The following is an 11983-nucleotide window of genomic DNA, read 5'->3' as shown; positions in this document are numbered from 1 at the left end:
GGGGCGCTCCGGCCGTCCTTTCCTCCGGCGACAGGATGGCCCTGCCTACAATCCCGCCATGCTTCAAGAATGGACTGCCCTCGTGGCACCGGCGGTGCAGGATCGCCTGGTGCTGCTGCTGAACCACGTGATCTCGCGCGAGAGCGTGGCCACCGCCCGCCTGGCGCCCTTTGCCGGTCGCGCCGTCGTGCTGCACCTGGAGAACTGGCCGGGCCTGCTGCCCGCGGCGCCGGACCTGGTGCTGGCCGTGACGCCCGCCGGCCTGTGGGAACGGCTCGATGCCGCGCCCGCCGACGCGCTGCGCATCGGCCTGGACGCCTCCAACCCCGCCCTGGCGGCGCTCGGCGCGCTGACCGGCGAACGGCCCAAGGTCAGCGTGCAGGGTGACGCCGCCTTCGCCGGCGAGATCAACTGGCTGATCGCCAACCTGCGCTGGGACATCGCCGATGACCTGGCCGCGCTGGTCGGCCCGGCGCCGGCGCACCAGCTGGCGCGCTGGGGCAGGGCGGTGGCGCAGGCGCTCGCCGGCCTGGCGCGCAGTGCGTCCTCGCTGCGCCCCCGATGAGATTCGTCGCCCGGCTGTTCGTCATCGCCTGGACGGTCCTGCGCTACGGCCTGGACGATCTGGCGCTGTCCGGCTTCCGGCGCCGGCGCTTCGTCTGGCTGCGCCGCGCCTTCACTGTCGGCCGCAACTGGGAGGCACCGCGCGGCGTTCGCCTGCGCATGGCGCTGGAACACCTGGGGCCGATCTTCGTCAAGTTCGGCCAGGTGCTGTCCACCCGGCGCGACCTGCTGCCGGCCGACATCGTCGCCGAGCTGTCGCGGCTGCAGGACCGCGTGCCGCCGTTCCCGGCCGAGGTGTCGCGCGCGCTGGTCGAGAAGGCCTTCGGCAGCCGGGTCGAGGATCTGTTCGCCAGCTTCGATGTCGAGCCGGTGGCCAGCGCCTCCATCGCGCAGGTCCATTTCGCGACGCTGAAGGACGGCCGTGAGGTGGCCGTCAAGGTGCTGCGTCCGGGCATGTTGGACATCATCGACGACGATCTGGCGCTGCTGCGCGTGTTCGCCCGCTGGATCGAGCGGCTCTCGGCCGATGGCCGGCGCCTGAAGCCGCGCGAGGTGGTGGCCGAGTTCGACACCTACCTGCACGACGAGCTGGACCTGGTGCGCGAGGCGGCCAACGCGGCGCAACTGCGCCGCAATATGGACGGCCTGGGCCTCGTGCTGGTGCCGGAGATGATCTGGTCGCTGTGCAGCTCCGAGGTCATCGTGATGGAGCGGATGAAGGGCGTGCCGATCTCGCAGCTGGAACGCCTGCAGTCCGCCGGCATCGACATCCCCAAGCTGGCCCGCGACGGCGTGACGATCTTCTTCACCCAGGTCTTCCGCGACGGCTTCTTCCACGCCGACATGCACCCGGGCAACATCCAGGTGAGCATCGAGCCCGCCACCTTCGGCCGCTACGTGGCGCTGGACTTCGGCATCATGGGCACGCTGACCGAGGTGGACAAGGACTACCTCGCGCAGAACTTCATCGCCTTCTTCCAGCGGGACTACAAGCGCGTGGCCGAGCTGCACATCGAGTCCGGCTGGGTGCCGCCGCAGACCCGCGTGGACGAGCTGGAGAGCGCCGTGCGCACCGTCTGCGAGCCGCACTTCGACCGGCCGCTGAAGGACATCTCGCTGGGCCAGGTGCTGATGCGCCTGTTCCAGACCTCGCGCCGCTTCAACGTCGAGATCCAGCCGCAGCTGGTGCTGCTGCAGAAGACGTTGCTGAACGTCGAAGGCCTCGGCCGCCAGCTCGATCCGGAGCTGGACCTGTGGGCCACGGCCAAGCCCTTCCTGGAGCGCTGGATGAACGAGCAGGTCGGCTGGCGCGCGCTCTTGAATTCGCTGAAGAAGGAAGCGCCGCGCTATGCGCAGCTGATGCCCGCGCTGCCGCGCCTGGTGCACGACGCGCTCAAGCTGCAGGTCGCGCCGGAGCGTGAGCGCGACCTGGCATTGCTATTGCATGAGCAGCGCCGCACCAACCGGATGCTGCAGGCCCTGTTGTGGGTGTTGGCCGGAGGCGTCGCCGGGGTCGTTCTGACCCTGCTGGCCCAGCGATATCTCCATATGTATTGACGATAATGCGGCCCGTCGCGGCCGCCGCACGATCTTCTCCAACAACATGAACATCACGCTGATCGTCTTCGTCGTTCTTTACCTGCTGGGCACCTTGGGCCTGGGTGTGTGGGCCGGCACGCGGATCAAGAACACGAGCGATTTCGCGATCGCCGGCCGCTCGCTGCCGCTGATCATGGTCGTCACGACCACCTTCGCCACCTGGTTCGGCGCCGAGACGGTGATGGGCATTCCGGCGAAGTTCGTGCAGGGCGGCCTCAACGCGATCATCGAGGACCCCTTCGGCGCCGGCACCTGCCTGATCCTGGTCGGTGCCTTGTTCGCCACCAAGCTCTACCGCATGAACCTGCTGACGATCGGCGACTTCTACCGCCAGCGCTTCGGCAAGGGCGTGGAGGTGTTCTGCTCGGCCACCATCATCCTGTCGTACCTGGGCTGGGTGGCGGCGCAGATCACCGCGCTGGGCCTGGTGTTCTCGGTGCTGACCAACGGCGCGATGAGCGAGACCATGGGCATGATCGTCGGTACCCTGGCCGTGCTGATCTACGTCGTCATCGGCGGCTTTCTGGCCGTGGCCTGGACCGACTTCATCCAGATGATCGTGCTGGTCGTCGGCCTGTCGATCATCGCGATCTTCTCTGCCGACCTGGCCGGCGGCGCCGACAAGGTCTTCGCGATGGCGCAGAACAAGGACCTGTTCAAGTTCCTGCCCGAGCCCAAGCTGACCGATGTGGTCATGTTCATCGGCGCCGGCCTCACGATGATGCTGGGCAGCATCCCGCAGCAGGACGTGTTCCAGCGCGTGATGTCGGCCAAGGACGAGAAGACCGCCCGCAACGGCGCGATGATCGGCGGCGCCAGCTACATCCTCTTCGCCGCGGTTCCGATGTTTATCGTCTCCGCCGCCGTCGTCGTGATGGGCCAGCAGGCGCTGGACCTGGTGCAGGGCGAGTACCAGAAGCTGCTGCCCCTGTTCGTGCTGAGCAAGATGCCGCTGATCATGCAGATCCTGTTCTTCGGCGCGCTGCTGTCGGCGATCAAGAGCACGTCCTCGGCCACCTTGCTGGCGCCGTCCACCAGCTTCGTCGAGAACATCCTGAAAAACATCCGCCCGCACACCAGCGACCGCCAGCAGCTGCTGGCCATGCGCACGACCATCGTGATCTTCGCCGCGCTGGTGCTGGCCTACGCGATCGTGATGAAGGGCACGCCGATTTTCGACCTGGTGTCCTCGGCCTACCAGGTGACCCTGGTCGGCGCCTTCGTGCCGCTGGTGATGGGCCTGTACTGGAAGCGTGCGACCACGCAGGGCGCGATCTTCTCGCTGGTGGCCGGCATCGGCGTCTGGATCGTCTTCCTGCCGCAGGTCAGCACCCTGGGCGAAACGTTCCCCGGCCAGCTCGCCGGCCTGATCGCGGCCTTCGTCGGCATCATCGTCGGCTCGCTGATGCCGCAAGTGATGCGCGATCGCAAGGACCACAAGCTGCACGTGGCCGGCCTGGCGGACGAGCCGACCGTCTGAGCCTGTCACCACCCCGAACTATAATTTCGGGTTTTCGATCAACGGTTTAGCCCCATGCCCATCTACGCCTACCGCTGCAGTTCCTGCGGTCACGCCAAGGACGTGCTGCAAAAGATCTCCGATGCCCCGCTGAGCACCTGCCCGGCCTGCGGCGCCGAGACCTTTTCCAAGCAGGTGACGGCGGCGGGCTTCCAGCTGAAGGGCTCGGGCTGGTACGTGACCGACTTCCGCGGCGGCAATGGTGGCGGTGCCAACAGCGGCACCGCCACCGCACCGGCTCCGGCCCCCGCCGAGGCTGCCGCCAGCCCGGCACCGGCACCGGCTCCCGCGCCGACTCCCCCTCCCGCGGCCAAGGACTGAGCGCGTCGTGAAGAAATATCTGATCACGGGCCTGCTGGTCTGGATGCCGCTGGCGGTCACCATCTGGGTGCTGCTGTGGGTGCTGGGCATCATCAACGGCATCTTCGGCGCGCTGGTCGGCGCGACGCAGGCGGTGGCGCCGGTCTTCCACGATCCGCTGGAGCGGTTGCTGGACGTGCCGGGCCTGGGGCTCGTGGTCGTCGTCGGCACCTTGTTGCTGACCGGCATGTTCGTCGCCAACATCTTCGGCCAGTGGGCGCTGCGCCAGTGGGACCGGCTGCTGACGCACATCCCCATCGTCAAGAACATCTACAGCTCGGTGAAGCAGGTGTCCGACACCCTGTTCTCGAGCAACGGCAACGCCTTCCGCGAGGCCGTGCTGGTGCAGTACCCGCACGCGGGTTCGTGGACCATCGGCTTCGTCACCGGCAAGCCCGGCGGCGAGGTGGCCGCGGCGCTGGTGGAGGAGCACGTCAGCATCTACGTGCCGACCACGCCGAACCCGACCTCCGGCTTCTTCCTGATGATGCCGCGCTCGCAGGTGAAGCCGCTCTCGATGAGCGTGGATGCGGCCCTGAAGCACATCATCTCGATGGGTGTCGTGCCGCCCGACGGCCCTCCCAATAATCTGCCGGGCTGAACGCCCCGGCACGCGTTCAGTCCTGAGGGCCCGGCGCCCACCCAACGCCTTCGTTCAGCGGCGACTCCTGCCGCCTCCCGATCAAGATCCCCGAAAGAAGAAATCATGCGTACCTGCTATGCCGGCCAAGTCAGCGAGAAGCTGCTCGATCAAACCGTCACCCTGATGGGCTGGGCCCACCGTCGCCGTGACCACGGCGGCGTGATCTTCATCGACCTGCGCGACCGTGAAGGCATCGTTCAGGTCGTCTGCGACCCGGACCGCGCCGACATGTTCAAGATCGCCTCCGACGTGCGCAACGAGTTCTGCCTGAAGATCGTCGGCAAGGTCCGCGCCCGCCCGGCCGGCACCGAAAACGCCAACCTCGTCAGCGGCAAGATCGAAGTGCTGTGCCACGAGATCGAGGTGCTGAACCCGTCCGTCACGCCTCCGTTCCAGCTCGACGACGAGAACCTGTCCGAGACGACCCGCCTCACGCACCGCGTGCTGGACCTGCGTCGCCCCTACATGCAGAACAACCTGATGCTGCGCTACCGCGTGGCCATGGAAGTGCGCAAGTACCTGGACGAGCACGGCTTCGTCGACATCGAAACGCCGATGCTGGGCAAGAGCACGCCTGAAGGCGCGCGCGACTACCTCGTGCCCAGCCGTGTGCATGACGGCCACTTCTTCGCGCTGCCGCAATCGCCCCAGCTCTTCAAGCAGCTGCTGATGGTGGCGGGCTTCGACCGCTACTACCAGATCACCAAGTGCTTCCGCGACGAAGACCTGCGCGCTGATCGCCAGCCCGAGTTCACGCAGATCGATATCGAGACATCCTTCCTGACGGAAGAAGAGATCCGCGCGATGTTCGAGGGCATGATCCGCCACGTCTTCATGAAGGCGTTGAACGTCGACCTGGGCGAGTACCCGGTGATGAAGTACTCGGAAGCGATGCACCGCTTCGGCTCGGACAAGCCCGACCTGCGCGTCAAGCTCGAGTTCACCGAACTGACCGATGTGATGGGCGACGTGGACTTCAAGGTCTTCTCGACCCCCGCCACCACCAAGGGCGGTCGCGTCGTGGCGCTGAACGTGCCCGGCGGTGCTTCGATGAGCCGCGGCGAGATCGATGCCTATACCGAGTTCGTCAAGATCTACGGTGCCAAGGGCCTCGCCTGGATCAAGGTCAACGAAGCCGGCAAGGGTCGTGAAGGTCTGCAGTCGCCGATCGTCAAGAACCTGCATGACGCAGCCATCGCCGAAATCCTCAAGCGCACCGGCGCCAAGGACGGCGACCTGATCTTCTTCGGCGCCGACAAGGCCAAGGTCGTCAACGACGCCATCGGTGGCCTGCGCCTGAAGGTCGGCCACAGCGAGTTCGGCAAGTCCACGGGCCTGTTCGAAGACCGTTGGGCACCGCTGTGGGTCGTCGACTTCCCGATGTTCGAGGAAGACGAAGAGAACAAGCGCTGGGCCGCTGTTCACCACCCGTTCACCGCCCCGAAGGACGGCCACGAGGATCTGATGACGACCAGCCCGGGCGACTGCATCGCCAAGGCCTACGACATGGTGCTCAACGGCTGGGAGCTGGGCGGCGGCTCGGTGCGTATCCACCGCGCCGAGGTGCAGGCCAAGGTCTTCGAGGCGCTGAACATCAGCCCCGAGGACCAGCGCCTCAAGTTCGGCTTCCTGCTGGATGCCCTGCAGTACGGCGCGCCCCCGCACGGCGGTCTGGCCTTCGGCCTGGACCGCATCGTCACGATGATGACCAAGGCCGATTCGATCCGTGACGTGATCGCCTTCCCGAAGACGCAGCGTGCGCAAGACCTGCTGACCGGCGCGCCCAGCTATGTGGACGAGAAGCAGCTGCGCGAACTGCACATCCGCCTGCGCAACGCGGGCGCCGGCACGGCCGCCTGAGCGTTCGTCAGCAAGGCTGAAGAAAGGGCGCCCCGCGGGGCGCCCTTGTCATTGGTGGCGGCTATGCTTGCTGACCTTGTCCCACCGATACCCATGCAGATGACGGATCCCGAAACGAGGACGGCGCGCGCCGCCGGCAGCAGCGACGCGACGCGCTGGGAGCGCGTGGTGCTGCGCCGGCCCAGCCTGGTGCTGCCGCGCCTGCAGGCGCTGATGCGCCGGCGCGGCGATCCGGCCGGGGCCCGTGCTGCACTGCTGGGCGCCTTCTTCATCCTCGAGCGCTGGGGCCGCGGCGCCGAGCTGCAGGACGAGCTGCAGGTCGCGCTGACCCAGCTCCGATCGAAGAAGGGCAGCGCTGCCGCCGGCGAGGCGGCCGAGTTCTGCGAGGCGCTGGGGCGCATGCACTACCAGCGCGGCGACTACGTGGAAGCCTGCAATGCCTGGAGCCAGGCGCTGGACCTGGCCGACGACGATTCCCGCAGCGCCTGCCTGGCGCGCATCGGCCTGGCCCACCTGTGCTTCGCGCTGGGCGACTGGGCACGCGGCGGCCGCGTGCTGGACCAGGCGGAGCTGCACTACGGCCCCTGCCTTGCCCACGACCCCTACATGCGCGCCAAGATCGCGCTGAACCGCGCGGCCAGTCTGCGCGCCACGACCGGGCCGCAGGCGGCGCTGTCCACCCTGCAGGTGGCCGTGGCCTCGGCCGTCGAGGCCGGCCACAAGGACTACCAGGCCGAGGCCATCTGGCAGCAGGCGCGCTGCGCCCGCGACAGCGGCGGCACCGCGCCAGCGATGCAATTGGCCCAGCAGGCGCTGGACTTGGCGCAGCGCAGCGGCTACCGCTGGCTGCAGGCGCAGGCCGCGCTGCTGCTCAGCGAACTCACCCGCGACGACGTCGCGCTCGGCTGGGCCGGCCAGACCCTGACCCTGGCCGAGGCGATTCAGTCGCGCGCGCTGCAAGCCGCGGCCCATGGCCGTCTGGCCGACCTGATGCAGGCGCACGGCGAGCTGGGCCCCAGCTGGCACCACCAGCAGCAGCGCAAGCGCCTGGAGTCCACCCTGGGCCAGAGCCGCCTGCCGGCGCAACTGGAGGCGCTGGCCCGCTTCGACACTCACACGGGCCCCGAGCCCGTGGCCGTCGATGTCGCCGCCGATCCAGGCCCAGGCCCCGATCTCGGCGCCGCCACGCAGGGCCTGCGCACGCTGGCCGACGTCGGCCGCCAGATGGCCGAGCTGCTGAACCGCGAACACATCCGCCGCGACGAACTGCTGGCGCTGGCCACGCAGATCACCGCCGAGGCCGAGCGCCTGGGCCAATCGCTGGCGCAGCCCTGACCACCGTCATGCAAGAGAACGAGAACAAGCCCTACAAGATCCCCGAATCGGTGCTGGTCGTGATCCACACCCCCGACCTGCAGGTGCTGCTGCTGGAGCGGGCCGACAAGCCCGGCTACTGGCAGAGCGTCACCGGCTCCAAGGACAGCATCGACGAGCCGCTCGTCGAGACGGCCCGGCGCGAGGTCTTCGAGGAAACGGGCATCGAGGGCGGCGAACTGGTCGACTGGCAGCTTGCCAACCACTACGAGATCTACCCCGTCTGGCGCCACCGCTACGCGCCCGGCGTCACCCACAACCTGGAGCACGTGTTCGGCCTGACCGTGCCCGAGGCAAGCGCCGTGCGCCTGGCGCCGCGCGAGCATCTGCAGTACCGCTGGCTGCCCTGGGCCGAGGCCGCCGATCTGTGCTTTTCGCCTTCGAACGCGGAGGCGGTACTTCAATTGCCCCGATTCAGGTCATGACGAAACCGCTGAAGACCCAGTTCGCCGATTCCGTCGATGCCCCGCCGGCGGACCTCGCCCGGCCGCGGCTGCGCATCGCCACCTACAACATCCACAAGGGTGTGCGGGGCATGGGGCCGCGCAAGCGGCTGGAGATCCACAACCTGGGCCTGGGCGTCGAGGCGCTGAAAGCGGACCTCGTGTTCCTGCAGGAGGTGCGCCTGTTCAACCACCGCCACGCCAAGGACTTCGACCACACCTATTTCGGTTGGCCTGAAGAGGGGCAGGCCGAGTTCCTGGCGCCCGAGGGCTACGAGGTGGCCTACCGCACCAATGCCGTCACCAAGGACGGCGAGCATGGCAACGCGCTGCTGTCGCGCTGGCGCCTCGGCGAGATCGGCCATCACGACGTGTCCGACCACCGCTTCGAGCAGCGCGGCCTGCTGCACGTGCCGGTGCAGTGGAACGGTGTCGAGGTGCACACCGTCGTCGCCCACCTGGGCCTGATGCACGGCGGCCGCGTGCGCCAGGTGCAACGCTTCGCCGATTACATCGCAGCTGAGATCCCGCCCGATGCGCCGCTGGTGATTGCCGGCGACTTCAACGACTGGAGCGAGAAGCTCGACACGCCGATGCACAAGCACGGCCTGCGCCGCGCGCAGCCGCCGCACGGCCGGCCGCGTCCGCCGACGTTTCCCTCGTCCTTCCCGCTATTCGCGCTGGACCGCGTCTACATGCGCGGGCTGCGCTGCGCGGCCATGCAGGTCCCGCGCGGGCCGGCCTGGGCGCGCATGTCCGACCACCTGCCCCTGGTCGTCGAGCTGGAACTCGAATAGGGCATGGGGAAACGCCAGCGACTGTCCCGCATCGCCAGCTGGTACGGCCCCGCCTACCCGAGCTTCAGCGGCGGCAACGAGGTACGCCTGCTGCGCGGCGGCGACCAGCTCTTCCCGGCGCAGTGCGCGCGCATCGAGGCCGCCATCAGCGAGGTCTGGCTCGCCACCTACATCTTCAACCACGACGCCGCTGGCGAGGAGCTGGTACGGGTGCTGCGCGCCGCGGCAGCGCGCGGCGTGCGGGTGCGCGTCGTGGTCGATGGCTTCGGCTCCAAGGCGCCGCTGGCCTGGCTCACCGAGGCGCTGCGCGGCAGCGGTGTCGCGCTGGCGGTGTTCCGGCCGCTGGACCGCTGGTGGCGCTGGCTGCAGCCGGGGCAGCTGCGGCGCCTGCACCAGAAGCTGTGCGTCGTCGACGGCGAGGTGGCCTATGTCGGCGGCGTCAACATCATCGAGGACCGGCTCGACATCCATCACGGCCGCAGCGATGAGCCGCGGCTCGACTTCGCGGTGGAGCTGCGCGGCGACGCGGTGGCGCCGGTAGCGCAAGCGGCGCGCGCCGTCTGGACCCGCGCCTGGCTGGGCCGCGATTTCGGCGAGGAGATGCTGGCGGTGGCGCGCAGCGGCTCGCCGGTGCGCCGCATGCGCAACCTGCTGAGCAGCCTGCGCATGCCGCGCGACCCGCCGCCCGGTGGGCGGGACCTGAGCCCCGTGCGCGTGGCCGTGGTGCTGCGCGACAACCTGCGCCAGCGCCGCACGATCGAGCACGCCTACGTCGAGGCGATCCGGCTCGCGCGCACCAGCGTCGACCTGATCTGCCCGTACTTCTACCCTGGCCACCGCTTCCGCCAGGCGCTGTGCGCGGCGGCGCGGCGCGGCGTGCGCGTGCGGCTGCTGCTGCAGGGCAAGGTGGACTACCGCATCGCTGCCGTCGCCGCACATGCGCTCTACGCCGAGCTGCTGGGCGATGGCGTGCAGATCCACGAATACTCGCCGGCCTTCCTGCATGCGAAGGTGGCGGTCATCGACGGCGAGTGGGCCACGGTGGGCAGCTCCAACATCGACCCGCTGTCGCTGCTGCTGAACCTGGAAGCCAACGTGCTGGTGCTGGACGAGGGCTTCGCCGGCGCGCTGCGGGCCGAGATCGAGACGGCGCTCGCCGCCTCGGTCGAGGTGCGCGAACAGCCGGCCCGCGGCCTGCGTGCTGTGGCCGGCAGGGCCCTGGTCGCCTGGATTGCCTACGTCTACCTGCGTGTCGCTGGCGCAGGCGGCAGGTACTAGCCCAGGGACGCGAAGCCGGTCGCGCGACGCCCCAGCGCGGCGAACTCGCCCGCGTCGACCAGCGTCTTTGCGTGCTCGATGTCCGGCGCCAGGTAGTGGTCGTCCGGCATCGGGGGACAGGTCTTGCGCAGCAGCGCGTGAGCGTCTTCCAGCGCTGCCGAGCTCACCAGCGGACGCAGGAATTCGATGCCCTGCGCGGCGGCCAGCAGCTCGATCGCGACGACGTGGCCGGTGTTGTCCAGCATCTGCCCCAGGCGCCGGGCCGCGAAGGTGGCCATCGAGACGTGGTCTTCCTGGTTTGCCGAGGTCGGCAGCGAATCGACGCTGGCCGGATGGGCGAGCGACTTGTTCTCGCTGGCCAGCGCGGCGGCCGTCACGTGGGCGATCATGAAGCCGCTGTTGAGGCCGGCATTGCCGGTCAGGAAAGGCGGCAGGCGCGAGACGCCGGTGTCGATCAGCATCGCGATGCGGCGCTCGGCGATCGCGCCGACTTCGGCGATGGCGCAGGCGAGGGCATCGGCAGCCAGCGCCACGGGTTCCGCGTGGAAGTTGCCGCCGGAGATCATCGCGCCGTCATCGCTGAATACCAGCGGGTTGTCGGTGACGGCATTGGCCTCGCGCAGCAGCACGTCGCGCGCGTAGCGGCCCTGGTCCAGGCAGGCGCCCATCACCTGCGGCTGGCAGCGCAGGCAATACGGGTCCTGCACGCGCTCGTCGCCTTCGCGATGCGATTGCCGGATCGCGCTGCCGGCCAGCAACTGGCGGTAGACGGCGGCCGTCTCGATCTGGCCCGGCTGGCCGCGCACCGCGTGGATGCGCGGATCGAAGGGGCCGTCGCTGCCGCGTGCGGCGTCCAGGCTCAGCGCACCACTGACGAGCGCCGATTCGAAGACCACCTCGAAGCGCAGCAGCGCGTCGAGCGCCAGCGCGGTGGAGGTCTGCGTGCCGTTGATCAGCGCCAGGCCCTCCTTGGCCTGCAGCACCAGCGGCTTCACGCCGGCCTTCTCTAGCTCAATCATCGCCGGGCGGCGCTGGCCGTCGACGAGCATCTCGCCTTCGCCCATCAGTGCCAAGGTCATGTGCGACAGCGGCGCCAGGTCGCCCGAAGCGCCGACCGAGCCCTGTGCCGGCACGAAGGGCACGAGGCCGGCATTGAAGGCATCGAGCAGGCAGTGCACGACTTCCATGCGAACGCCCGAGTAGCCGCGCGCCAGCGATGCCGCCTTCGTCGCCAGCATCAGCCGCACGACACCGGGCGCCAGCGGCGCGCCGACGCCGACGCAGTGCGAGCGGATGAGGTTGCGCTGCAGCGCGGCCAGCTCGTCCTTGCCGATGCGCTTGGAGGCGAGTTTGCCGAAGCCGGTGTTGACGCCGTAGACCGGCGAGTCGCCGGCCGCGGCGGCTTGCACGAGGGCGGCACTGCGTTCGATCGCCTCGGTGGCGCCGGCGTGCAGGCGCAGCGCGACGCCGCCTGTGCGAATGGCGCGCAGCTGGGCGAGGTTCAGCTCGCCGGGGATGATGTCGATGGAAGTCGTCATGGCTTTCT

The 11983-nt window shown here is 68.9% G+C and carries 11 protein-coding genes; 10 read left to right on the top strand and 1 reads right to left on the bottom strand.

The annotated features are described in order from the left end of the window. Positions 1 to 58 precede the first annotated feature (58 nt). The 10 genes from SNE35_RS04950 to clsB all read left to right on the top strand — a co-directional run bounded on the left by SNE35_RS04950 (position 59) and on the right by clsB (position 10437). Positions 59 to 565, top strand: coding sequence for a hypothetical protein (locus tag SNE35_RS04950; RefSeq protein WP_320421754.1), 507 nt, complete (start codon positions 59 to 61; stop codon positions 563 to 565). Next, positions 562 to 2121 (top strand): ubiquinone biosynthesis regulatory protein kinase UbiB, encoded by a 1560-nt coding sequence (gene ubiB / locus SNE35_RS04945; protein WP_320421753.1) that lies wholly within the window; start codon positions 562 to 564, stop codon positions 2119 to 2121. Before SNE35_RS04950 ends, ubiB begins: the two co-directional genes overlap by 4 nt. 46 nt (positions 2122 to 2167) lie before the next feature. Then, complete coding sequence (locus SNE35_RS04940) at positions 2168 to 3643, top strand: high affinity choline transporter 1 (protein ID WP_320421752.1); 1476 nt, start codon at positions 2168 to 2170, stop codon at positions 3641 to 3643. A gap of 54 nt (positions 3644 to 3697) precedes the next feature. Beyond that, positions 3698 to 4003, top strand: a complete 306-nt coding sequence (locus tag SNE35_RS04935) for an FmdB family zinc ribbon protein (RefSeq protein WP_320421751.1) — start codon at positions 3698 to 3700, stop codon at positions 4001 to 4003. Positions 4004 to 4010: 7 nt separating this feature from the next. After that, entirely contained in the window at positions 4011 to 4643 is a 633-nt protein-coding gene (locus SNE35_RS04930; RefSeq protein WP_320421750.1) for a DUF502 domain-containing protein, read from the top strand. A 105-nt stretch (positions 4644 to 4748) separates the two neighbouring features. Next, positions 4749 to 6545 carry an aspartate--tRNA ligase gene (aspS, locus tag SNE35_RS04925; protein WP_320421749.1) on the top strand — a complete coding sequence of 599 codons (1797 nt, stop codon included), beginning with the start codon at positions 4749 to 4751 and terminating at the stop codon, positions 6543 to 6545. 99 nt (positions 6546 to 6644) lie between these two features. After that, positions 6645 to 7880 carry a tetratricopeptide repeat protein gene (locus tag SNE35_RS04920; RefSeq protein WP_320421748.1) on the top strand — a complete coding sequence of 412 codons (1236 nt, stop codon included), beginning with the start codon at positions 6645 to 6647 and terminating at the stop codon, positions 7878 to 7880. A gap of 8 nt (positions 7881 to 7888) precedes the next feature. Beyond that, on the top strand, positions 7889 to 8344 hold the full coding sequence (gene nudB, locus SNE35_RS04915; protein ID WP_320421747.1) for a dihydroneopterin triphosphate diphosphatase: 456 nt from the start codon (positions 7889 to 7891) through the stop codon (positions 8342 to 8344). Continuing rightward, positions 8341 to 9159 carry an endonuclease/exonuclease/phosphatase family protein gene (locus tag SNE35_RS04910; RefSeq protein ID WP_348539325.1) on the top strand — a complete coding sequence of 273 codons (819 nt, stop codon included), beginning with the start codon at positions 8341 to 8343 and terminating at the stop codon, positions 9157 to 9159. The genes nudB and SNE35_RS04910 overlap by 4 nt, the downstream gene beginning before the upstream one ends. 3 nt (positions 9160 to 9162) lie before the next feature. Continuing rightward, positions 9163 to 10437 (top strand): cardiolipin synthase ClsB, encoded by a 1275-nt coding sequence (clsB, locus tag SNE35_RS04905; RefSeq protein WP_320421746.1) that lies wholly within the window; start codon positions 9163 to 9165, stop codon positions 10435 to 10437. Here the strand turns inward: clsB and hutH are convergent. Beyond that, on the bottom strand, positions 10434 to 11975 hold the full coding sequence (gene hutH, locus SNE35_RS04900) for a histidine ammonia-lyase (protein WP_320421745.1): 1542 nt from the start codon (positions 11973 to 11975) through the stop codon (positions 10434 to 10436). The genes clsB and hutH overlap by 4 nt on opposite strands. Positions 11976 to 11983 lie beyond the last annotated feature (8 nt).

This window comes from Roseateles agri (assembly GCF_034043675.1).
In the GTDB taxonomy this organism is placed as follows: Bacteria; Pseudomonadota; Gammaproteobacteria; order Burkholderiales; family Burkholderiaceae_C; genus KK5.
This window is presented reverse-complemented; position numbering and strand designations above follow the sequence as displayed.

Coding starts and splice junctions, on each gene's coding strand:
- SNE35_RS04950 (WP_320421754.1), top strand. CDS start 59: ATGCTTCAAGAATGGACTGCCCTCGTGGCACCGGCGGTGCAGGATCGC.
- ubiB (WP_320421753.1), top strand. CDS start 562: ATGAGATTCGTCGCCCGGCTGTTCGTCATCGCCTGGACGGTCCTGCGC.
- SNE35_RS04940 (WP_320421752.1), top strand. CDS start 2,168: ATGAACATCACGCTGATCGTCTTCGTCGTTCTTTACCTGCTGGGCACC.
- SNE35_RS04935 (WP_320421751.1), top strand. CDS start 3,698: ATGCCCATCTACGCCTACCGCTGCAGTTCCTGCGGTCACGCCAAGGAC.
- aspS (WP_320421749.1), top strand. CDS start 4,749: ATGCGTACCTGCTATGCCGGCCAAGTCAGCGAGAAGCTGCTCGATCAA.
- SNE35_RS04920 (WP_320421748.1), top strand. CDS start 6,645: ATGACGGATCCCGAAACGAGGACGGCGCGCGCCGCCGGCAGCAGCGAC.
- nudB (WP_320421747.1), top strand. CDS start 7,889: ATGCAAGAGAACGAGAACAAGCCCTACAAGATCCCCGAATCGGTGCTG.
- SNE35_RS04910 (WP_348539325.1), top strand. CDS start 8,341: ATGACGAAACCGCTGAAGACCCAGTTCGCCGATTCCGTCGATGCCCCG.
- clsB (WP_320421746.1), top strand. CDS start 9,163: ATGGGGAAACGCCAGCGACTGTCCCGCATCGCCAGCTGGTACGGCCCC.
- hutH (WP_320421745.1), bottom strand. CDS start 11,975: ATGACGACTTCCATCGACATCATCCCCGGCGAGCTGAACCTCGCCCAG.